Genomic DNA, 19,099 nt, shown 5'->3' with positions numbered 1-19,099 from the left:
TCGGCGATCGGCGAGAACCCTTTTCCACCTCCCGAGACAGGTTCGTCCATGTCGAGACGAAGTCGGTCCGATAGCGATCACGTCGAAACGCGTCGTCGAGTGCTCGCGCTCGCCGGGACAGGTATCGCGGCGTCGCTGGCCGGGTGCGACGGCGGTTCCGAGACGGCGACGCCAACGCCGACGCGCGAAGAGGTGTCCGTCACGCTGACCCTCGAAAACCGGGACGACGTCGCCCGGTCCTACGAGGTCGTCGTCAATCAGGGGTCCAGCGTGACCGACAGCTTCTCCGGAACGTTGCCCGCCGGCGAGTCCGTGAAGATGGTCGCGACGCTCCGGCGGAGCGACGAGCAGTACGATTTCAGTATCGACAGCGACGGCGGCCAGCGGGGTCGGACGTGGGACCCGGCGGAGTGTGCCGACTTCGTCGTCGACGCGACCATCGAGAACGGCGAACCCGCGTTCGACGTGCGGTGTCGGACTGAGAGCGAATCGTCGTCCGCTTCGCCCGCCTGAGGGCCGGGTGAGCGACCCGCGGCTCCGCTACTCTATTCCCCCGGGCGCTCCTCGTACCGCCATGGAGATCGTCGAGAACACGCTCGACACCCCGATAGACGACTTCCTCGCGCGTCCGTTGTTTTGCTTTCTCGCCCAATCGTCGGCGGCCGGGCCGCGGGTCTCGCCGCTGTGGTTCCGCTGGGAGGACGAGCAGGTGTGGCTCGTCGCGATGGAAGACGGGCGCTCGTACCCCGACCGGGTCCGGGAGTTCCCCGACTGCGCGCTCGCAGTCGTCGATTTCGACCCGAAATCGGGGGCCGTCGAACACGTCGGGATGCGCGGGACGGCGACGCTCGAACCCTACGACGCCGACCGAGCGGGGCGGTTGCTCCGGGAGTACCTCGGCCCCGATCGAGACGAATGGGACGAGCGGTTTCGCGGGCTCGACGGCGACGGCTACGGTCTCGTCCGCTTCGACCCCGAGACGGTGGTCGCGCGCGACCAGTCCTACGCCGGGTCGCTGCGCACCTGAGTGCTGGCCCGTCCGTTCGAGACGACGGCAGATATTCGCCGGTATCCCGGATTCCGGGGGCGTGTCGCCGCTGCCAGCGAGACTTAAGGGGGCCTACTGTGACAAGGCAGACGTATGAGCGACGACGACCGCCAGTTCGAGACCGATGCGCTCCACGTCGGACAGGAAACGCCGGACGCCGAGGCCCGCGCGCGCGCCCCGCCGATCTACCAGACCACCTCCTACGTCTTCGAGGACGCCGAGGACGCCGCCGCGCAGTTCGCCTTAGAGAAGCCCGGACACATCTACTCGCGGCTGATGAACCCCACCGTCGGGATGTTACAGGAACGACTGGCCGCGCTCGAAGGCGGGGTCGGGGCCGTCGCCACCGCCTCGGGGATGGCGTCGCTGAACCTCGCGACGTTCCTGCTTGCCGACGTCGGCGACAACGTCGTCACCGCCTCCTCGCTGTACGGCGGCACCTACACCTACTACACCCACACCGCGCCGCGAAACGGCGTCGAGACGCGCTTCGTCGACACGCTGGACTACGACGCCTACGAGGAGGCCATCGACGACGACACGGCCTACGTCCACTGCGAGACGATCGGCAACCCGGCGCTCGTCACCCCCGACTTCGAGCGGCTGGCCGACATCGCCCACGACCACGGCGTCCCCTTCTTCGTGGACAACACCTTCGCCACGCCGTACCTCTGTAACCCCATCGAGCACGGCGCGGACCTCGTCTGGAACTCCACGACGAAGTGGATCCACGGCCACGGCACCACCGTCGGCGGCGTCCTCGTCGACGGCGGGTCGTTCCCGTGGGACGAGTACGAGGAGAAGTACCCCGAGATCGCCGGCGACAACCCCGCCTATCACGGCGTCAACTTCGAAGAGCGCTTCGGCGACGCGGCGTTCACCTACGCCGCCATCGCCCGCGGGCTGCGCGACCTGGGCTGTCAGCAGTCGCCCTTCGACGCCTGGCAGACCATGCAGGGCCTCGAAACGCTGCCGGCGCGCATGGACCGCCACTGCGACAACGCGATGACCGTCGCGGAGTTCCTGGAGGACCACCCCGAGGTATCGTGGGTCACCTACCCCGGCCTCGAGAGCCACGAGACCCACGACGCCGCGAGCGAGTACCTCGACGGCGGCTACGGCGGCATGATAACGTTCGGTCTCGAAGAGGGCTACGACGCCGCACGGACCACCGTCGAATCGACCGAAATCGCCTCCCTCCTGGCGAACGTCGGCGACGCGAAGACGCTCGTCATCCACCCCGCGTCGACGACCCACCAGCAGCTTACCGACGAGGAGAAGGCCGCCGCGGGCGTCACCGACGACATGGTGCGCCTCTCGGTGGGGACCGAGGCGGTCGAGGACATCGTCGCGGACCTCGATCAGGCCATCGGGCGGGCGACGCGGTAGCGCCGTCGACCGCCGCGACGCGACCCTGCGGTTCGACGTTCGACGACCACCGGTCGGTCCGGCGCTCCGCGACCGACCGACGCCGGCCGAACGGACGCTGTTCCCAGCCTGTGGGAACGCTCGTCGCTGTTCAAGGGGTATCGGGTCCAACTCTCATCTGTAGAGGGAACCAATCATGTCCACCAACACCCGACGCCTCGACGCGGAACTGTTCGGCCGCGAGACCGACTTCGAGTACTCCGAGCACTGGATCGGCTACGCCATCCTCGCGCTCCGAGTGACGATGGGGTGGGTCCTCCTGCAGGGCGGTCTCACGAAACTCGTCACGTATCTCGACGGAAACCCAGAGAACAACTGGACGGCGGCGGGATACCTCGCCAACGCCATCCCGGAGGGTAACCCCTTCATGGGGATGTTCGCCGCGATGGCCGGCAACCCCGTCATCGACTGGCTGAACATGCTCGGCCTGACGCTCGCCGGACTGGCGCTGATCCTCGGTGCAGCCGTCCGCTTCGCCGCGTTCTGGGGCGCAGTGATGATGCTGTTCTACTGGCTCGCGGCGTTACAGGGCGGCCTGCTCGCCGGCTTGCCGGTCGCTCACGGCTGGGTCGTCGACGACCACATCGTCTACGCGGCGCTCCTGTTCGGCCTGGGTGCCATCGGCGCGGGCCGCATCCTCGGGCTGGACGCCTACCTGGAGAAACTCGACGTCGTGAAGAACAACGCGTGGCTCCGCGCGCTCCTCGGGTGAGGGCCGTGCGGCCCCCTCGTTCGCTACCCGAGAGCCCGGTGTCCGGACAGCCGAAACAGAACCCCCGCTTCGAGGTGAGGGGAGACTGATGGACCCGGCACTCGCGACCGTCCTCGTGGTGATAACCAGCGCCGTCGTGTTAGTCCTCGGCGGCGTCGTCACTCATCTCGCCTACCGGGCGGCCCGCCGGAGCGGGTCGCCGGTGATGCGGCGATTCGCCGCCGGGTTTGGTCTCGTCACCCTCGGTCTCCTGCTGGGGGGCGGCGCACACCAGCTGCTCGGCTGGCGATTCCTCGACGGCGTCCTCCTCCAGCGAATCGTGACGGTACTCGGGTTCGGCCTGCTCGTCCACTCGCTGTACAGCCACGCCGATCCCGAACCCGCGTCGAGATCGTAAGCGCCGTGCGCTACAGAACCCCTCGTTCTTCGAAGAGATCGTACAGTTCTTCCATCGTCGAGACGGTCACGTCACACGAGGGCTCGACGGCCGGTTTCGGTTCGAAGCCGACGGCGAGGCCGGCGACTTCCAGCATCGGGAGGTCGTTCGCACCATCGCCGACGGCGATGGTCTCCCCGCGCTCTTCGCCGGTAATGGCCGTCGCCACTTCCAGCGCGTCGTCTTTCGTCCCCTCGATGAGCGGTCCCTCGACGTCGCCGGTCAGATGCCCGGCCTCGACGGGCAAGCGGTTGGCGACGATGGCGTCCACCTCGACGCCCTCCTTCGCGAGCGCGGCCTCGACGCCGCGTTCGAACCCGCCGGTGAGGATCGCGACGTAGTGACCGGCCTCGCGCAGCGCCGCGATGACCTCGCCCGCGCCGGGGCGCAGTTCCACCTCGTCGAAGGCCGCCTGAGCTTCCTCGTCGGGGAGGTCTTCGAGCAGCGCACAGCGCTGGCGCAGGCTCTCCGCGTACTCGATCTCGTCGTTCATCGCCCGCTCGGTGATGTCGGCCATGTCCTGGGCGGTGCCGTTTCGTTCGCCCAACAGCACCGTCATTTCCGAGTCCGAGAGCGTCCCGTCGAAGTCGAACGCGATTAGCATTGGACGGTGGTTTCGCGCGGAGGGTTTCAAACTATCCGGTTTCGTCGTGCGGGTCACCGCGTCGCTTCGAGGTTCCTCGCTGCCGCTCAGAACCTCGCTACGGCTTCGGCGGCGGCCCGTCGTACGCCTGCATGTCCTGATAGAAGTTCAACAGCGCGAACTTGAGTTTGTCCGGGGCGACGTCGACCATCTCGCTGCGCTCCTCGGGCGGGAACGTCCCGCGGACCGCGTAGTCGTGCATCTCCATCTCAGCTCCTTGGGTATAGCGCGTGTCCAAGAGGATGCGAGCGCCGAAGTCCTCGGGCGAGCGGACCACCCGACCGAGGGCCTGTCTGGTCTTGCGAACGGTCGGGATCTCGACGGCGTAGCGCCAGCCGGCCTCCTCGGCGTCCCCGTCGTCGTCTGCGAAGGCGGTCCCGTAAGCGTCTTGGACGGCCGCCATCCGGTCGTCGAGGTGCGGGTAGGGGACGCCGACCACGACGACGGTTCGGGCGTCGTCGCCGTCGTAGCTCACGCCCTCACCCAGCGTCCCCCACAGCGAGGTGAACAGCACGCCGCCGTCGTCGTCGGTGAAGGCCTCGCGGAGGTCACGCGCCTGTTTACCGGGTTCGTCCAGATAGCGCGTCCCGCTGACGGCGACCATGTCGTGGTAGCGCCTGGCCTCGCTGTAGGAGGGACAGAAGACGAGCGTATTTCCGGGGGTAAAGCGGATGACGTCCTCCAAGGTGCGCGCGATGGTCCGCTGGGTCTCGGGGTTATCGCGCTCGCTCGAAAAGAGCGCGGGACCGTCCACGGAGTACGTCCGGCGGCGCTCCTCGGGGAACTGCGCGCCGTAGGCCATCGTCACCGGGTCCGAGAGGCCGACCACGTCCTCGGTCACGTCGAAGGGCCGCAGCGTCGCGCTCATCAACACCGAGGCGTGCAAGTCCTCGAAGAGGTCGCGGGTCACTTCCTCGGGGATGCAGGTGTACAGCTCGGCGCGGCCGTAGACGTCGCCGCTGCTCTCGTCGCGGCGGACGCTCGCGACGGGGTACTGGCCGGCGTCGTCCGACTCGGCCAGCCACTCGGCGAGGAACGTCGCCGCCTGCAGCGCCTGACACTCCTTGCGGGTGTCGAGCTTCCCGTCTTTGAACTCCTCCTCGTAGCGGGCGTCTAAGTCCCGGCCGAGGTCGACCGCTTTGTCGACCTCCTCGTGGAAGCCGGGACCGGTGTACCCCTGCAGGAACGACAGCGTCAGGTCGTCTCTCCGGTCGTCGTTGGCGACGGTGACGTCCTCCCAGCGGTCGTCGACGGCCTCGCGGTCGCCGAAGCCGAAACTGTCCTCGTAGGTCTCGACCAGCGCGTCGCGGAACGTCTCGAGGACGTTCGCGGCGTTCGGGGCGCGCGAGTCCTCGACGCCGTCCAGTTCGTCCAGCGCCTGGTCCAGCGTGTTCTCGGTGAGCGTGCGCCGGGCGTGGTCGCGCGCGGCCGACTCGACGTTGTGGGCCTCGTCGAAGACGGCGACGACGTCCTCGGGGTCCCGGCCGAGCCACCGGAAGAACTGCTCGCGGATGGTCGGGTCCAGCAGGTGGTGGTAGTTACACACCACGAGGTCGACGCCGTCCATCCCCTCCTTGAGCAGTTCGTACCCGCACATCCCCTGCTGCTCGGCGTACTCGTAGACGTCGTCGGGCGTGCGCACGTCGTCGTAGAGCCACGCGTAGAACTCCTCGGTGTTCTCGGTGAGGTTCCGGTAGTAGTGCTCGCAGATAGAGCGCTCCTCGCGGAGTTCTTCCTGCTGTTCCTGCAGGTCGCGCAGCTCGTCGACGACGGCGTTGCGGGCGTCCATCGCCTCGCTGCTACCCGCCTGTCCCTCCTCCAGCAGTTCGCCCTCGCGCCGTTCGAGGTCGGCGATGTCCTCCTCGACGTCGACGAGTTCGCGGGTCGTGTCCCGCAGGGCCTGACACTCCTCGTAGTCCACGTCGATGTGACACATCGACCCCTTGCCGCGGAAGACGACCGCGCGGAGGCGCTCTTTCTGCGTGATCGCGCGGGCGTCCTCGACGAACTGGCGCATCTGCTGGTGGACGTTCGTCGTGATGACGACGGTCTTGTCCGTCTCGCGGGCGTGTTCGAGCGCCGGCACCAGCGACGCCAGCGTCTTGCCGGTGCCACAGGCCCCCTCGAAGAGGACGTCCCGGCCCTCGTCTAAGGCGTCGTAGATGGCCCCCATCGCCTCTCGCTGGTGGTCGTACGGCTCGTCGTACGGGAAAAAGCGAAGGTAGCCGTCGTCGGTCGTCGCCACGGAGTTCGGTTAGTCGCTCTCGGGCAAAAGGGTTCGGCCCCGGCAGCCACTTGTCGCGTCGCTCCCAGTGTGCGAGTATGTGGCGTCCGCTCCTCGTCGTCGCCGTCGTCGCCCTCGCGGGCTGTTCGGGCCTGCTGGCGAGCGGTGAGTCGAGCGTCGAGGAGGGCGATTTGACGCCCGCGCCGGTCCCCGAACCGACCGCCACGTCGGTCGAATTACCCAGAGAAAACGGGAGCGTCGACCTCGAGAGGGTCATCGATCGACACGAGGCGGCGCTGGCCGAGCGGAGTTTCCACCGGCACGTCGAACGCGAAGGGCCGCAGAACACGCGGGACATCTGGATAGACCGCGACGGCGGCGTCGTCCGCATCCGGCAGACGTTCGGCCCGCTGACCGACGACGCCATCGTCGCCGACGGCGTCGTCTACCGGAGCGTCCGCGACGACCCCGAGCGGGACTACGTGACCGACGAGAGCGACGGCCGGCTCCCCTACGTCTTCTCGGCGTCTGGCGCACCGCGGCTCAGACAGGTACTCGACGCCGAGGACTACGACCGAATCGGAACCGTCAGACGCGACGGCCGACCGCTCGCCGTCGTCGCCTCGAACGACACGGACGTCCCGCTTTCCGGGGCCGACCCGAACCAGTCGGTGGCCGTGCGCTCGCGTCTCTACGTCGACGGACAGGGCGTCATCAGATACGTCGAACATCGGGAACGACGGAAGGACGGCACCGAGATCGAACTCCGGATGCGCGTCCGGACGGGAATCGACCGCGTGCCGATACCCTGGTGGGCCGAGGACGCGGGTATCTACGGCTGATCCGAGATCTCGGGCTCGATGTACACCTTTCGGATGTCCCCGTTGGTCGCCCGCAGCTCGTCCTCGACGGCGGTGATGGCGTCGTCGATCTCGGTCGTGTTGAGGCCCTCGACGAAGGCCACGTCGGCCGAGAGGATGACTTCGTTGGGGCCGAAGTAGATGGTCCGGAAGTCGATTATCTCGGCGACGCGCTCGTCGTCGAGGAGGACGTCACGCAGGCGCTGGTTCTCGTCTCTCGGGAGGCTCTCGCCCAGCAGGAGCCGTTTGTTCTCCCACGCCAGCGCCACGGCAAAGCCCATCAGCATGATGCCGATGAGCAGCGCCGACACCCGGTCGAAGAACGGGTTACCGGTCTGCTGTTCCAGGAAGAGGCCGACCAGCGCGATGACGATACCCGCCAGCGCGATGGTGTCCTCGGTCAGCGCCGTCAGCGTCGTCACGTCGCTGGTCTTGCGGAACGCCTCCTTGTAGCTCCCCCAGTCGTTCCGCTTCATCTGTCGTTGCATCTCCGCGCGGGCCTTCCAGAGCGCCCACGTTTCGAAGGCGAACGCGCCGAGCAGGACGGTGTAGTTCACCATGACCGGGTCCAGCCCCGCCGGGGGCTGGAAACTGATGAAGAGGAACTCGACGGCCTCCCCGGTGTGGCCGCCGCCGTGTCCGCCCCCGGTGAGTTCGCTGTAGCCGTGCTTGAGGCTCTCCCACCCGGCGATGCCGAACAGGAACACGGAGACCAGGAAGCTGTAGAAGAACTGCGCCTTCCCGTAACCGAACGGGTGCATCCGGTCGGCGGCTCGGCCGCTGTAGCGGATGCCGATGAGGAGGAACACCTGGTTGCCGGTGTCGGAGAGGCTGTGATACGTCTCGGCGAGCATCGCGGCGCTCCCGGTCAGCAGGAAGCCGAAGAACTTCAGGATCGCGATGGCTCCGTTGGCGACGAGGGCGGCGAGAACGACTGATTTACTGCCTGCCATTACCCGTACCTCGCGAGGCGGGCGGAAAGTGGTTCTGGATTTACGTCCGCGGGGCGAAGGGGAGGTATGCTCACCGTTATCTCCGACACGCACGGCACCGACGGCCATCGCTTGGAAGGCGAGACGCTCGCGGCCGTCCGCGAGGCCGACCGCGTCGTCCACGCCGGCGACTTCACGACCGAAGCGGTGCTCGACGCCGTCGAGTCGGAGGCGAGAGAACTGACCGCGGTGTACGGCAACAACGACACGCGAGCGGTCCGCGAGCGGCTCGCCGACGTCGCCACGTTCTCGTGGGCGGACCTGACGGTTCTCGTCGTCCACGGCCACGAACACACCGAGACGGCGCTTTCGATGCTCGCCCGACAGGAGAACGCCGACGTGGTGGTCGTCGGTCACTCCCATCGGCCCGAACTCGCCGAACTGGACGGCCGACTGCTCGTCAACCCGGGGAGTTACGCCGACCCGCGGCGGTACGAACCGGCACACGCCGAACTCGACGTCGAAGACGGGCGTCTCAGCGCGCGACTACGTTCACCCGACGGGACGATCGTCTCCTCGATAACGCGAAAGCGGTGAGGGGCCGGCGGCCGCGAGGGGCGCGCCGGCCGTATCGTCGTCGAAGCCGAATGCCAGTAGATGTCAGTGTGACCCGTGACGCGCCGAGCGGGCCGGCACGCGTGTGAACGTAAGGCACGCCAAATAAAGGACTTACCGGAGAGTGAAACGCGCGTTTGACGCTCCTACCGGCGCGCGTACCAGATCGCACCCAGCGCGAAGAGGACGAACGCGCCGCCGGCGAAGAAGGCGAGGCCGGGCGGTAAGCCGGCGACGGCGCCGGCACCGCCCTGTGAGGCGGCGTCGACCACGTACGGCGTCCCGCCGTCGGCGATGGTCCCGTTCTCGATGTAGAAGCTCGGGTCGGTCCCGCCGGTATCTCCGCTGCCACTCCTGACCGTGGGGCCGAAGAGCGTCCCGAGGCCCCGCCCGAACAGCTGCTGGACGAAAAGGGCCGCCAGGCCGACGACGGCGAGCCCGCCGAGCAGGTTCGAGATCGCGGCCCGGAGCCCGGAGGTTTCCTTTTCGTCGCCCGCGCAGATAACGAGCGGCTGGTTCGCGGGCGCGAAGACGTCCATCTCGCGGCCCTTCTCGGAGTAAGCCGTGTCGACGACTTCGACGGCACCGGCCTTCTCGAGCTTTTTCAGGTGGTACTGTGCGTTCTGGAGGGAGGTATCGACACGGTCTGCTAACTCCGCTGGCGGTGCCGGTTCGCGGTTGAGCGCCGCCAGGAGGTTACGAGCGGTCTCCGATGAGAGCGCCGACAAGACGTCGTCCGCGTCCTCGCTATCGACCCCGATGACCCGAGGTTCCGCGTCGGGCACTGCCGGGTCCCGAGAGGGCAGCAACGACATGGATTATCGTATGTTCCATGGTGTTATGAGTCTTCCCCAAGGTACGGTGACCACTTCACCTATCGCTCAAATACGCATTTTACTCTTCGAAATCGGCACTTTCAGCGGGTTTACCGCGAGTGGCGAAACCTCTTTGTCGGCGGGTCCGCAATCGGGGGGTATGGACCTGCTCACCTACGGTCTCCTCGCCGCAGTGCTCGCGTTCTTCTTTTTCATGTACCTAATGCTGCGACGGACTTTCCTCGGGTTCCGCGAGGGACTCGAACAGAGCAAGGAGAAGTGACCGACGGCGAAAGTGGTTTGGGGCCGTCGCCGGACCTTCCCCTATGGACCCGCGCATCCGCGAACACGCAGAAGTCATCGTCGACCATTCCGTCGATCTGAGCGAGGGCGACGACGTCGTCATCGACGCCCACCCGGTCGCCGAGGACCTCGTCGTCGCGCTGCACGAACTCGTCGCCGACCGCGGCGCGAACCCGCTCGTCGTGCAGGACCGACTCGGCGAGCGCTACCAGCGCGCGTTCCTCCGCAACCGCGAGGAGTTCGAGACTCCCGGCCACGTCGAGGCGCTCTACGACGCGATGGACGCCTACATCGCTATCCGGGGCAACGCGAACGTCACCGAGACCAGCGACGTCGACCCCGAGACGAACGCCGCTTACCAGCAGGCTCAGCAGCCCTTACTGGCCGAGCGCCTCTCGAAGACCTGGAACCTCACGCAGTACCCGGCGGCCGCGAACGCCCAGCTCGCGCAGATGTCCACCGAGGGCTACGAGAACTTCGTCTGGGACGCCGTCAACAAGGACTGGGACGAGGTCCGAGAACACCAATCCCAGATGGTCGACATCCTCGACCCCGCCGACGAGGTGCGCATCGTTTCGGGCGATACCACGGACGTGACCATGTCCGTCGCCGGCAATCCGACGCTCAACGACTACGGCGAGAAGAACCTCCCCGGCGGCGAGGTGTTCACCGCGCCCGTCGCCGACAGCGTCGAGGGCGAGGTGCTGTTCGACAAGCCGCTCTACCACCAGGGCCGCGAGGTCACGGACGTCTACCTCGACTTCGAGGGCGGGAGGGTCGTCGACCACAGCGCCGGGAAGAACGAGGAGGTGCTGACCGAGGTGCTGGAAACGGACGACGGCGCGAATCGGCTCGGCGAGCTCGGCATCGGGATGAACCGCGACATCGACCGGTTCACCTACAACATGCTGTTCGACGAGAAGATGGGCGACACCGTCCACATGGCCGTCGGCCGCGCCTACGAGGACACCGTCGGCGAGGAGAACGAACAGAACGACTCGGCCGTTCACGTCGACATGATCGTCGACATGAGCGAGGAGTCGCGTATCGAGGTCGACGGCGAAGTGGTCCAGCGCGACGGGACCTTCGAATTCGAAGAGGGATTCTGAAGAATTCTAACACGCTAGCAGACGCGTCTTTCTACAGGCGGAGCAGGCCGAGTGCCTCGGGGCTTGACCCCGAGGCGGTTCACGCCGACTTCTCTAGCCTCGCCACGTACTTCGGTCCGTCCTGTTCGACGCCTTCTACGGTCCAGACGGTGTCGCCGACCAGTTCCCGCATCGTCTCGGGGGCGGCGTGGAGGTAGTCGTGCCACTCGCCGACGTACTCCCGGTAGCGGGTGCGGATGCGGACGCGGCCCGGTAGGCGGCCCCGTTCGCGGTTCCGCTCGTGATAGTCCAGATGGACCTGGCGATCGGTCATCGTCGGGTCCATGCTGGCGGCGACGAGCGTGGCGTCGTCGGTGGTCACGGCGGCGAGGCCACCGAGGACGACGGGCGCTCGATCGGCGCTCCCGACCAGTCCGAAGTTGTTGCCGAGCATGACGGCGGAGTCGAATCGCTCGTCCATCTCCTCGACGTCGGCGACGTCGCACTTTCGAGCGTCCTCGACCCCGCGATCTCGGGCGACTCGGAGCGCGCCCGGCGAGAGGTCGATACCGGTCACGTCGTGGCCGCGTTCCTGTAACGCCAGCGCGTGGCGGCCGGGGCCACAGCCGACGTCGAGGACGCGGCCCTCGGCCCACTCGACGGCGTTGCGGTCGAGTGGTTCCCACTCGCCGGGTCGTTCGAAGTACAGTTCGGGGCCGCCGGGCAGTTCCAGCAGGCCGTCGTCTCGCTCGACGGCCTCGAAGGAGTGACCGCGTTCGTGATAATCGAGGCACATCGCGCCGAACGCGTCGGTCTCGGGGAGGTCAGGCATGGCGTAGCCGTCGGCAGGTCGATAGAAAAGTGTTGCTCAGGCGTGTAATATAATGGCAAAGTCCGGCCACTCGGGGCTCGAACGACGATAAGGCGCGCGTTCGCCCCCGCTGACGCCCGACAGCAAGCTTATCTCCGCCGCTGGGCTACCGCTACGTATGAGCGACCAACCCTCCCTCTTCGTCCGCGCCCTCTGGTTCCTGCTGGTGGGATGGTGGGCGACCGGCATCTGGCTCTCCGTCGCATGGCTGTTGACCGTTACGATCATCGGCATCCCGTTGGGCGTCTGGATGATAAACCAGGTACCGATGCTACTGTCGCTGAAGCGCCGGGACCCGCTCGTCGAGGAGCGAGGGAGCGGCGGTCAGTACCCGCTCGTCGTTCGCGCGGTGTGGTTCCTGCTGGTCGGCTGGTGGGCCAGCGGTATCTGGACGGGCGTCGCCTACGCGCTGACGCTGACCGTGGTCGGCATCCCGCTCGCGATCTGGATGTACAACCAACTGCCTTACGTCGTCTCGCTGTACCGCTACTGACCGGCGAAGCGTTCTCGGTGTTCGAGCACTATGTGAACGCATGGCACTCAGCCAGCTGGAGCTGGCGTTTCGCGTCGGCGCGGGGCTGTTCGTCATCGTCGCGCCGACGCTGCTGTTCCTCGCGCTGTGGCGCGGGCTGGAGTCGATGCGCGACGACGAACTCGTCGAACGGGCGAGACAGCGAGCGGAGAACACAGAGCGATCGAGCACGGAGTGGACCGTCGGTAGATCGCCCGTTTCGGTCGTCCCGAATAGCGGCCCGAACGACTCGGAGACGGCCGCCTGTCCGAGTTGCGGGACGGAGAACCGAACCGGCGTCACCTACTGTCGGGAGTGTCTCGGCAGAATTGACGACCCCTAATCGCGGCGGAGGTCCTCCTCGCCCGCCGAGACGATCAGCGTCGGCGAGGAGCGGTCGACGGTGCAGTCGGTCCCGCGTTCGATCGCGACCGTCGCGGGTCCGGTCTGATTGACGTCGACGGGGATACTCGCCCTGACACCGAACTCGCGGCTCGTCCCGCCAGCGATAGTGTCCGGGCGATCGTAGTCGGGGAATTCGTAGGAGAGCCACACGTCGTCGCGCGGCACCGCGTCGGTGCCGACCAGACAGCCATCGAGCGTCGGCAGCGAGAGCGCCCGGGTGAAGACGAACGAGTTGGTCGCGGTCATCGTCCCGACGGATCGGTCGACGTTGACGTATCCGCTATCGGGCGCTCTGACCGGCGGTGAGACGGTGACCGACTCCTCGGTCCGGAGGTCGTAGGTCACGTCGCCGCCCAGCGCGTCGACGCCGACCAGCACCGCGCTCACGAGGAGGAGGGCGACGACGACGCCGGTGGCCGTCCGCCGCGGCACGTCGACGGTCTGCTGGCGGAGGAGGTATCCGAGCGTCACGAACAGCGCCGCCGAGACGGCGAGCAGGAGGAACGTCCCCGTCTCGCTCGGGCCGTACCGGAGGACGACGTAGCCGACGAAGACGACGTAGGCCACCCCGGAGAGCGCGAACGCGACGACGTCTAGGACGTCTCGATCGACGGTGACGCCGGCGACGAAGAAGGCGACGAACGCGAGGAACAGCAGGACGGCCTTGACGGTTATCGAGAGGCCGAACACCACGTCGCGGACGAAGTAGAGGAACGCCGCCGCGGCGAAGAGGACCCCGAGGGCGTACAGCAGTTTCCCGCTGTCGATCTGTAGTTTCATGGAGAGCTTGTGCGGACAGAGACGCGAGCATCATATCAACCTTGGTACAGTCGTTCTCGGCTCGACGGCGGTGACTCGGTTGGACTCGTCTCGGGAGCCCGCCACGTCTAAACCGCGCTCGCTTCATATGAGGGTCATGAGCGAGACGGGACTGACCGAGACGGCCGACCCCGACGAGGCGTTCGGCGCGCTCGCGAACGCGACGCGGGTCGACATCCTCCGTGCGTTGTGGTACGCCGACGACCAGACGGCGACGTTCTCCGAGCTGCGCGACGCCGTCGAGATGGCCGATTCGGGCCAGTTCAACTACCACCTCGACAAGCTCACCGACCGCTTCGTCACGAAGGGCGAGGACGGCTACGAGCTCACGCTGGCCGGCCGCGCGGTCAACGGGGCCATCCACGCCGGCGCGTACACGATGGACGGCTCGATCGAGCCGATGGCGCTTTCGGACCCCTGCCCGGCCTGTGGCGGCGAGCGAACCTTCCACTACGAGGACGAACGCGTCCGCGTCGAGTGCGACTCCTGCGACATGACCGCCACCGCGCTGGTCCCGCCGGGGGTCTTCGCCGACTACGACCGCGAGCGGTTCCCGGCGGTCACCAGCCGGTACTTCCGCACTATCTACCAGCAACTCGGAAACGGCTTCTGCTGGCACTGCGAGGGGCAGATTCACCCCACCGTCGTCCCGCTGCCCGCGACGACGCTGCATCTGGAGACAGTCCCGGACGACGCCGCAGACCTCCCGCTGGTGCAGTACGACTGCCAGCGCTGCGGGGCCGAACTCATCGGCGACCTCGGGGCCGCCCTGCTCTCACACCCCGCCGTCGTCTCCTTCTATCACGACCGCGGCGTCGACGTCAACGAGCGGCCGTTCTGGGAGTTCAGCGCGTGGAACACCGACCACGCTCGCATCCGTCAGCGCGACCCGTTCCGCGCGAGCGTGACCTACCGAACCGGCGACGCCACGCTGACCCTCGTCGTCGACGAGTCCCTCGACGTGGTCGACCGCGACAGGCTCGACGCCGGGTGAAGGAAATTTCGGTAACTGGCGAGACAGAAGTATATTTCAGATTACACTTATCAGGGACGGACTTCTCTCTATACACGATGGTATCCCCTCGCTACGTCCCGCACGACGACGCACAGTACGCCAGAATCGGCGCGAACGACTCACTCACGCCCGTCGGTCTCGTCGGCTATCTCGCCGTGTTGGCCGGCGTTCTCGCTTTCTTGACCGAACCGGTTCTCGTCGGTGCAGTCGCGGCCACGCTTGCCGTCGCCGCGGCGCTCGTTTGGACCGTCCTACCGCGGCGCTCGGAGCGCTCGTTCGCGCGGAGCGAGTCGGTAGGCAGAGCGTCGAGCGCCGCCACCGACGACGCCGCCGAATCGAGTCGAACCGCGGCCTCCGCTCACCGTTGAGTCTGCCCGGTTCGCTTATCGACTCCCCGTCGATACTCGCCCTTCACTCGTCGCTGACGACGAGGCGGCCGGCTTCCGCCATGTACGGGTGGCCGTATCCGCAGTAGACCGTACACGCGAAGCCGAACGAACCGGTGGTTTCGACGACGAACCCCATCTCCGCGGGGACCGTCGAGTGGTGCCAGAGATACGTCGGTGGGGCGAGCGTCCCGGCGAATCCCGGGCTCCAGCAGCCGCCCTGTCGCCCGGGGCCCATCGGTCCCTGGCTCTGTCCGCTTCCGGGCCCGTAGGGACCGCCGTGGGGACCGTGGTGGCCGCCCCACGGTCCCTGTCCGGGGCCGGGGCCAGTTCCCTGTCCCTGGCCGCCTCGTCCCGGCCCGCCCTGTCCGCCGCCTCGTCCGCCGGGGCGGAGATACTCGTCCGAGACGATGGCGAGGCTGTGGTCCGGATACGCCGACTCGGCTGCCTCGTGGAGCGTCTCCAGCGACGCTCCCGACGGCTCCGGAACCGCCCGTTCGTTTCGCCGCGCTCGCTCTGCGGAACTCGGGATGCCGTCCCGAACCGCCCGCGGAAGGGCCGCCACGGCGTCGTCGCTCTCCACGTTGAACGCCGTGACTCTGAGTTCGTCGCCGGGCGACAGCGTCACCTGGTCCCGTTCGGTGCCCTCGGTGTCCAACACGAAGTACCCCCAGTGGTAAGAGCCGACGAAGGCCCGAACCGTCTGGCCATCATCCGTCTGCTGGTCGCCCTCGGTCTGTCTCCCGTCCCGCGTCGTTCCCTGCGCCGTCGGCTGCCGCGGTGTGGCTTCTTGCCCGGTGCGTGTCAGGCCCGTACATCCGGCGAGCGACGCGCCCGCGACCAGTGCGACCATCTCCCGACGCGTAACCGCTGGATACTGGTCTCCCATAGCTCGTCGGTCGAACGGCTGGCCGATTGCTATACTCCCCATACGCTCCTCGTTCGGTTACCTCGTCGGAATCCCCTACTGTCCGACCGTCTATCGGGTCGTCAGTGGCTGTTAGAAAGCGTCGGCCCGAACCGCGTCCGCTATCAGTCCCCGGCGGCCGCCTGCCCGCCACCGGCCAGCGGCGTCCGCTCGACGACCGTCCCGTCGTAGGTCGGGTACTGCTCGACGATCTCGCCGTCCTCGACGTCGCCGTCCTCGACCATCTCCTCTAAGAGCCACCACGCCACCTCGACGTGGTTCGATTTGACGGTGTAGAACTCCTCAGGGACGCCGAGCGCCTCCAGTTGCGCTTCGGTGGCCCACGTCTTCCCGTAGACGAGCGTGCCGTCCTCGGTCACGTCGTCGAACGGCCGGCGGACGTTGCGGGCCATCCGCTTGAGCCGGGAGCGGTGCTGTGCGGCGTCCTTGAAGACGCTCGTACAGAAGTAGACCTTCTCGTGGTCGCCCATCTTCTCTAAGATGTCGTGGCTCCCCTCGACGGCGCTCATGTGGTCGTCCTTGAGCTCGAAGCCCTCCTCCTGCATCCGTCGGTAGTTGCCGTCGGACATCTCGAACTCGTTGATGTTACAGAAGTCCGCGGCTCCCTCGTCTAGGAATTCGAGGAACTCCTCCTCGGCGCGGATACCGGGGATCTCGAAGGCCGGGGTGAGCCCCTCCTCGCGGGCGACGTAGAGGATGTCCTCCCACTCCGTGCCGTGGAGGTCGCCCCACTGCTCCAGCGGTGGGTGGAAGCGGATCTCGTCGAGTCCGGCCTCCGAGAGCCGTCGCATGTTCTCGCGGCCGCCGGGGATGCCGGTGTAGAGGTGCGTGTGGTGGTCCTCGCCGAACTCGTCTTTCAGGAGCTCGAGGTAGTGACAGGTCCGGTCGAGCACTTCCTGCGGTTCGCCACCCGTGATGGACGTGCCGAGCGCGCTCATGCGCTTGGCCTCCTCGACGACGTCCTCGTCGGATTCGACGGGACGCTCGTTGGCGTACATCTGGGTGACGTTCTTGCGGTTCTCTCCGAGGGGACAGTAGAAGCAGTCCCGCTGGTCGCAGTAGCCGTAGACGAACAGCACCATCTTACCGCCCTTGGCGCACTGTTCGCAGCCCTCGGAAATCATCGTGTATCGCTAGGACCACCCCCAGCGGGAAAAAGCGTGCGCATCTGCGTCGGTGTGGTGTTGGTCGGCACGGGCCGTCTAGATAGCCTCAGAATAGCCGGTCGAAGGCCCCGCCGAGGAGGCGGACGACGAGCAACGCACTGACGAGCAGTCCCACTGCGAGCAGGAAGTCGAAGGCGGTCCCCGTCCCTTCAAGCCCGTACTGCAGCAGGAGGTGCAACATCTGGGCTGTGGGTATACAGTTGCGGTACATAGCCTTTTGGGCGTCTCAGCGGCCGAGTCGTCGGAGCAACGACTGTCACACCCCAACGCCTTATCCCCGCTCCACGCCCACGTGTGGCCATGTCCGCTGCCGGCCGTCGCCGCGGCCTCGCCATCGTCTTCGCCGTCGTCTTTCTGGATCTGCTGGGATTCGGGATCATCATCCCTATCCTCCCCTTCTACACCCGGTCGTTCCCCGGCGGGACGGAGTTCGTCATCGGCCTGCTGGCGGCGTCGTACTCGGCGATGCAGTTCGCGTTCGCGCCGCTGTTGGGGTCCCTCTCCGACCGCGTCGGCCGTCGACCGGTCCTGATCCTCTCGCTCTGTGGCTCGGTGGTGGCGTGGACGGTGTTCGGCCTCGCCACCGCGCTGTGGCTGCTGTTCGCCTCGCGAATGCTCGCCGGGGCGATGGGCGGGAACATCTCGACGGCGCAGGCCTACGTCGCGGACGTGACGCCGCCGGAGCGTCGGGCCGCCGCACTGGGCTTCATCGGGGCGGCGTTCGGCCTCGGCTTCATCTTCGGCCCGGGCATCGGCGCGGTGCTGAGCTTCGACGCCACCGTCGCCGCCGTCGATTCGGTCGTCCCCGACGCCGTCCCAATCAACCGCTTCTCGCTGCCGAGCTTCGCCGCGGCTTTCGCCAGCCTCTGTGGCGTCGTCGTCGCCTCGCTGTTCTTGCCCGAGTCGCGTCCGCCGAGCGCGGACACCGACGCTGCGTCCCGAGAGCGCCCCTCCGCTATCGCCCAACTGCGCGCGGCCGTCGCTGCACCGGGCCTGCGGGAACTGCTATCGGCGTTCTTTCTGGTCTCGTTCGCCTTCTCGGGCGTCCAGATAATGTTCGTCCCGTACGTCGCGGACGTCTACGGCTACACCGCTGCACAGAGCGCGCTCCTGCTGACCTATATCGGCGTCCTCGCCGTCATCACGCAGGGCGTCCTCGTCGGCCGCCTGACCGCCCGGTACCGCCCGGTGACGCTCTCGCTGGCCGGGACTGCACTCCTCGTCGGCAGCGTCGGGGCGCTTCCCTTCTCGCGGACGCTGGGGCTCGTCTTGCCGGACCTCAGCTCGATAGCCCCGTTCCTGACGCCGGAACTGCTGGGACTGCTCGCGATCCTGACGGTCCTCCCCGTCGGCAACGGGATCCTCTCAGTGACGCTGACCGCGCTCGTCTCACAGCGGGCCAGCGCGGAGCTACAGGGCAGCGCGTTCGGCATCACGCAGGGCGCGGGCAGTCTCGCCCGAACCGTCGGGCCGCCGGTGATGGGCGGCCTCTACGCCGCGGTCGGCTACTGGTCGCCGTTCGTCGTCGGAAGTCTCCTCCTGCTCCCCGTCGCGGTGCTCGTCGCCCGGCTCGGGACCGTCGAGGAACCGCCCACGCCGCGACCGACGGACCCGGGACACGTCAGATAGCTGTTCGAGAGACGCTCCGCGACTGCGAACGAACTGCCGAGGGAACGCCGCCCGAGCGACACGTCGACCGAAATAGCTATGTTCCGGACGCCGGCACTGAAAAAAGAAGCCGCCGGCCTGTCAATCGAGTCGGTGTTCGTTCCGAAACGACGCTCGCTACGACAACGCGCTAACAGTATCTTCCCGATGACACGACGAAATGTGGCCCGCGAAATCTCGCGGTCCCGATGTACCAGTACCGACGATCTCGACCCGCAATCTGGCT

The 19,099-nt window shown here is 67.2% G+C and carries 23 protein-coding genes; 14 read left to right on the top strand and 9 right to left on the bottom strand.

Features of this window, described 5'->3' with window-relative positions:
* Positions 1–48: 48 nt before the first annotated feature.
* The 5 genes from EGH23_RS13710 (at position 49) to EGH23_RS13690 (ending at position 3,585) form a co-directional block, all read left to right on the top strand.
* Complete coding sequence (locus tag EGH23_RS13710; protein ID WP_220580546.1) at positions 49–513, top strand: hypothetical protein; 465 nt, start codon at positions 49–51, stop codon at positions 511–513.
* Between the two features lie 61 nt (positions 514–574).
* Positions 575–1,027 carry a pyridoxamine 5'-phosphate oxidase family protein gene (locus EGH23_RS13705; protein WP_220580545.1) on the top strand — a complete coding sequence of 151 codons (453 nt, stop codon included), beginning with the start codon at positions 575–577 and terminating at the stop codon, positions 1,025–1,027.
* 114 nt (positions 1,028–1,141) lie between these two features.
* The gene (locus EGH23_RS13700; RefSeq protein WP_220580544.1) at positions 1,142–2,437 is read left to right on the top strand and encodes an O-acetylhomoserine aminocarboxypropyltransferase/cysteine synthase family protein; all 1,296 of its coding nucleotides are present in this window, start codon (positions 1,142–1,144) and stop codon (positions 2,435–2,437) included.
* Between the two features lie 175 nt (positions 2,438–2,612).
* The gene (locus EGH23_RS13695) at positions 2,613–3,188 is read left to right on the top strand and encodes a DoxX family membrane protein (RefSeq protein ID WP_220580543.1); all 576 of its coding nucleotides are present in this window, start codon (positions 2,613–2,615) and stop codon (positions 3,186–3,188) included.
* 88 nt (positions 3,189–3,276) lie between these two features.
* The gene (locus EGH23_RS13690; protein WP_220580542.1) at positions 3,277–3,585 is read left to right on the top strand and encodes a DUF7521 family protein; all 309 of its coding nucleotides are present in this window, start codon (positions 3,277–3,279) and stop codon (positions 3,583–3,585) included.
* Between the two features lie 10 nt (positions 3,586–3,595).
* Here the strand turns inward: EGH23_RS13690 and serB are convergent, their stop codons facing one another.
* Positions 3,596–4,228 carry a phosphoserine phosphatase SerB gene (gene serB / locus EGH23_RS13685; RefSeq protein ID WP_220580541.1) on the bottom strand — a complete coding sequence of 211 codons (633 nt, stop codon included), beginning with the start codon at positions 4,226–4,228 and terminating at the stop codon, positions 3,596–3,598.
* 97 nt (positions 4,229–4,325) lie between these two features.
* Positions 4,326–6,512, bottom strand: coding sequence for an ATP-dependent DNA helicase (locus EGH23_RS13680; protein ID WP_220580540.1), 2,187 nt, complete (start codon positions 6,510–6,512; stop codon positions 4,326–4,328).
* A 77-nt stretch (positions 6,513–6,589) separates the two neighbouring features.
* Here EGH23_RS13680 and EGH23_RS13675 point away from each other — a divergent pair, with 77 nt between their 5' ends.
* Positions 6,590–7,333 carry a hypothetical protein gene (locus tag EGH23_RS13675; protein WP_220580539.1) on the top strand — a complete coding sequence of 248 codons (744 nt, stop codon included), beginning with the start codon at positions 6,590–6,592 and terminating at the stop codon, positions 7,331–7,333.
* Here the strand turns inward: EGH23_RS13675 and EGH23_RS13670 are convergent.
* A complete protein-coding gene (locus EGH23_RS13670; protein ID WP_220580538.1) occupies positions 7,324–8,304 on the bottom strand; it encodes a cation diffusion facilitator family transporter in 981 nt (326 codons plus the stop codon). The two genes, EGH23_RS13675 and EGH23_RS13670, sit on opposite strands and share 10 nt — an antisense overlap.
* A 66-nt stretch (positions 8,305–8,370) precedes the next feature.
* Between EGH23_RS13670 and EGH23_RS13665 the strand changes: the two genes are divergently transcribed.
* On the top strand, positions 8,371–8,880 hold the full coding sequence (locus EGH23_RS13665; protein WP_220580537.1) for a metallophosphoesterase: 510 nt from the start codon (positions 8,371–8,373) through the stop codon (positions 8,878–8,880).
* 164 nt (positions 8,881–9,044) lie between these two features.
* On the opposite strand, the gene EGH23_RS13660 is transcribed toward EGH23_RS13665, so the two are convergent.
* A complete protein-coding gene (locus EGH23_RS13660; RefSeq protein WP_220580536.1) occupies positions 9,045–9,713 on the bottom strand; it encodes an ArsR/SmtB family transcription factor in 669 nt (222 codons plus the stop codon).
* Positions 9,714–9,873: 160 nt separating this feature from the next.
* Between EGH23_RS13660 and EGH23_RS26845 the strand changes: the two genes are divergently transcribed.
* Positions 9,874–9,996, top strand: coding sequence for a DUF7859 family protein (locus EGH23_RS26845; protein WP_268899444.1), 123 nt, complete (start codon positions 9,874–9,876; stop codon positions 9,994–9,996).
* A 43-nt stretch (positions 9,997–10,039) separates the two neighbouring features.
* Entirely contained in the window at positions 10,040–11,125 is a 1,086-nt protein-coding gene (locus EGH23_RS13655) for an aminopeptidase (RefSeq protein ID WP_220580535.1), read from the top strand.
* A 79-nt stretch (positions 11,126–11,204) separates the two neighbouring features.
* Here EGH23_RS13655 and EGH23_RS13650 read toward each other — a convergent pair whose 3' ends face one another.
* On the bottom strand, positions 11,205–11,936 hold the full coding sequence (locus EGH23_RS13650) for a class I SAM-dependent methyltransferase (RefSeq protein ID WP_236044818.1): 732 nt from the start codon (positions 11,934–11,936) through the stop codon (positions 11,205–11,207).
* A gap of 157 nt (positions 11,937–12,093) precedes the next feature.
* On the opposite strand from EGH23_RS13650, the gene EGH23_RS13645 reads away from it, so the two are divergent.
* Positions 12,094–12,468, top strand: coding sequence for a YccF domain-containing protein (locus EGH23_RS13645; RefSeq protein ID WP_220580534.1), 375 nt, complete (start codon positions 12,094–12,096; stop codon positions 12,466–12,468).
* A 40-nt stretch (positions 12,469–12,508) separates the two neighbouring features.
* A complete protein-coding gene (locus EGH23_RS13640; RefSeq protein WP_220580533.1) occupies positions 12,509–12,829 on the top strand; it encodes a DUF7577 domain-containing protein in 321 nt (106 codons plus the stop codon).
* Here EGH23_RS13640 and EGH23_RS13635 read toward each other — a convergent pair.
* Complete coding sequence (locus tag EGH23_RS13635; RefSeq protein WP_220580532.1) at positions 12,826–13,671, bottom strand: DUF2157 domain-containing protein; 846 nt, start codon at positions 13,669–13,671, stop codon at positions 12,826–12,828. The genes EGH23_RS13640 and EGH23_RS13635 overlap by 4 nt on opposite strands.
* Before the next feature lie 136 nt (positions 13,672–13,807).
* Here EGH23_RS13635 and EGH23_RS13630 point away from each other — a divergent pair, with 136 nt between their 5' ends.
* Both EGH23_RS13630 and EGH23_RS13625 read left to right on the top strand, forming a co-directional pair.
* Positions 13,808–14,704: a winged helix-turn-helix domain-containing protein gene (locus tag EGH23_RS13630; protein ID WP_220580531.1), complete on the top strand. Its 897-nt coding sequence runs from the start codon at positions 13,808–13,810 to the stop codon at positions 14,702–14,704.
* Between the two features lie 77 nt (positions 14,705–14,781).
* A complete protein-coding gene (locus EGH23_RS13625; RefSeq protein WP_220580530.1) occupies positions 14,782–15,093 on the top strand; it encodes a hypothetical protein in 312 nt (103 codons plus the stop codon).
* Positions 15,094–15,136: 43 nt separating this feature from the next.
* Here EGH23_RS13625 and EGH23_RS13620 read toward each other — a convergent pair whose 3' ends face one another.
* From EGH23_RS13620 to EGH23_RS26840, 3 genes are all read right to left on the bottom strand, one after another.
* The gene (locus EGH23_RS13620; RefSeq protein ID WP_220580529.1) at positions 15,137–16,042 is read right to left on the bottom strand and encodes a cupredoxin domain-containing protein; all 906 of its coding nucleotides are present in this window, start codon (positions 16,040–16,042) and stop codon (positions 15,137–15,139) included.
* A gap of 101 nt (positions 16,043–16,143) precedes the next feature.
* A complete protein-coding gene (locus EGH23_RS13615) occupies positions 16,144–17,163 on the bottom strand; it encodes a radical SAM protein (protein WP_220580528.1) in 1,020 nt (339 codons plus the stop codon).
* An 88-nt stretch (positions 17,164–17,251) separates the two neighbouring features.
* Complete coding sequence (locus tag EGH23_RS26840; RefSeq protein ID WP_268899443.1) at positions 17,252–17,386, bottom strand: hypothetical protein; 135 nt, start codon at positions 17,384–17,386, stop codon at positions 17,252–17,254.
* Between the two features lie 119 nt (positions 17,387–17,505).
* On the opposite strand from EGH23_RS26840, the gene EGH23_RS13610 reads away from it, so the two are divergent.
* Positions 17,506–18,834, top strand: a complete 1,329-nt coding sequence (locus tag EGH23_RS13610; protein ID WP_220580527.1) for an MFS transporter — start codon at positions 17,506–17,508, stop codon at positions 18,832–18,834.
* Positions 18,835–19,099: the final 265 nt, after the last annotated feature.

The organism is Haloarcula nitratireducens (assembly GCF_019599505.1).
This window is presented reverse-complemented; position numbering and strand designations above follow the sequence as displayed.

What these genes read in the sequence shown, in the direction of transcription:
- EGH23_RS13705 (WP_220580545.1), top strand. Translation starts at nt 575, where the DNA reads ATGGAGATCGTCGAGAACACGCTCGACACCCCGATAGACGACTTCCTC.
- EGH23_RS13660 (WP_220580536.1), bottom strand. Translation starts at nt 9,713, where the DNA reads ATGTCGTTGCTGCCCTCTCGGGACCCGGCAGTGCCCGACGCGGAACCT.
- EGH23_RS13665 (WP_220580537.1), top strand. Translation starts at nt 8,371, where the DNA reads ATGCTCACCGTTATCTCCGACACGCACGGCACCGACGGCCATCGCTTG.
- EGH23_RS13615 (WP_220580528.1), bottom strand. Translation starts at nt 17,163, where the DNA reads ATGATTTCCGAGGGCTGCGAACAGTGCGCCAAGGGCGGTAAGATGGTG.
- EGH23_RS13625 (WP_220580530.1), top strand. Translation starts at nt 14,782, where the DNA reads ATGGTATCCCCTCGCTACGTCCCGCACGACGACGCACAGTACGCCAGA.
- serB (WP_220580541.1), bottom strand. Translation starts at nt 4,228, where the DNA reads ATGCTAATCGCGTTCGACTTCGACGGGACGCTCTCGGACTCGGAAATG.
- EGH23_RS13670 (WP_220580538.1), bottom strand. Translation starts at nt 8,304, where the DNA reads ATGGCAGGCAGTAAATCAGTCGTTCTCGCCGCCCTCGTCGCCAACGGA.
- EGH23_RS13640 (WP_220580533.1), top strand. Translation starts at nt 12,509, where the DNA reads ATGGCACTCAGCCAGCTGGAGCTGGCGTTTCGCGTCGGCGCGGGGCTG.
- EGH23_RS26840 (WP_268899443.1), bottom strand. Translation starts at nt 17,386, where the DNA reads ATGTTGCACCTCCTGCTGCAGTACGGGCTTGAAGGGACGGGGACCGCC.
- EGH23_RS13635 (WP_220580532.1), bottom strand. Translation starts at nt 13,671, where the DNA reads ATGAAACTACAGATCGACAGCGGGAAACTGCTGTACGCCCTCGGGGTC.
- EGH23_RS26845 (WP_268899444.1), top strand. Translation starts at nt 9,874, where the DNA reads ATGGACCTGCTCACCTACGGTCTCCTCGCCGCAGTGCTCGCGTTCTTC.
- EGH23_RS13690 (WP_220580542.1), top strand. Translation starts at nt 3,277, where the DNA reads ATGGACCCGGCACTCGCGACCGTCCTCGTGGTGATAACCAGCGCCGTC.
- EGH23_RS13650 (WP_236044818.1), bottom strand. Translation starts at nt 11,936, where the DNA reads ATGCCTGACCTCCCCGAGACCGACGCGTTCGGCGCGATGTGCCTCGAT.
- EGH23_RS13610 (WP_220580527.1), top strand. Translation starts at nt 17,506, where the DNA reads ATGTCCGCTGCCGGCCGTCGCCGCGGCCTCGCCATCGTCTTCGCCGTC.
- EGH23_RS13695 (WP_220580543.1), top strand. Translation starts at nt 2,613, where the DNA reads ATGTCCACCAACACCCGACGCCTCGACGCGGAACTGTTCGGCCGCGAG.
- EGH23_RS13645 (WP_220580534.1), top strand. Translation starts at nt 12,094, where the DNA reads ATGAGCGACCAACCCTCCCTCTTCGTCCGCGCCCTCTGGTTCCTGCTG.
- EGH23_RS13710 (WP_220580546.1), top strand. Translation starts at nt 49, where the DNA reads ATGTCGAGACGAAGTCGGTCCGATAGCGATCACGTCGAAACGCGTCGT.
- EGH23_RS13700 (WP_220580544.1), top strand. Translation starts at nt 1,142, where the DNA reads ATGAGCGACGACGACCGCCAGTTCGAGACCGATGCGCTCCACGTCGGA.
- EGH23_RS13655 (WP_220580535.1), top strand. Translation starts at nt 10,040, where the DNA reads ATGGACCCGCGCATCCGCGAACACGCAGAAGTCATCGTCGACCATTCC.
- EGH23_RS13675 (WP_220580539.1), top strand. Translation starts at nt 6,590, where the DNA reads ATGTGGCGTCCGCTCCTCGTCGTCGCCGTCGTCGCCCTCGCGGGCTGT.
- EGH23_RS13630 (WP_220580531.1), top strand. Translation starts at nt 13,808, where the DNA reads ATGAGCGAGACGGGACTGACCGAGACGGCCGACCCCGACGAGGCGTTC.
- EGH23_RS13620 (WP_220580529.1), bottom strand. Translation starts at nt 16,042, where the DNA reads ATGGGGAGTATAGCAATCGGCCAGCCGTTCGACCGACGAGCTATGGGA.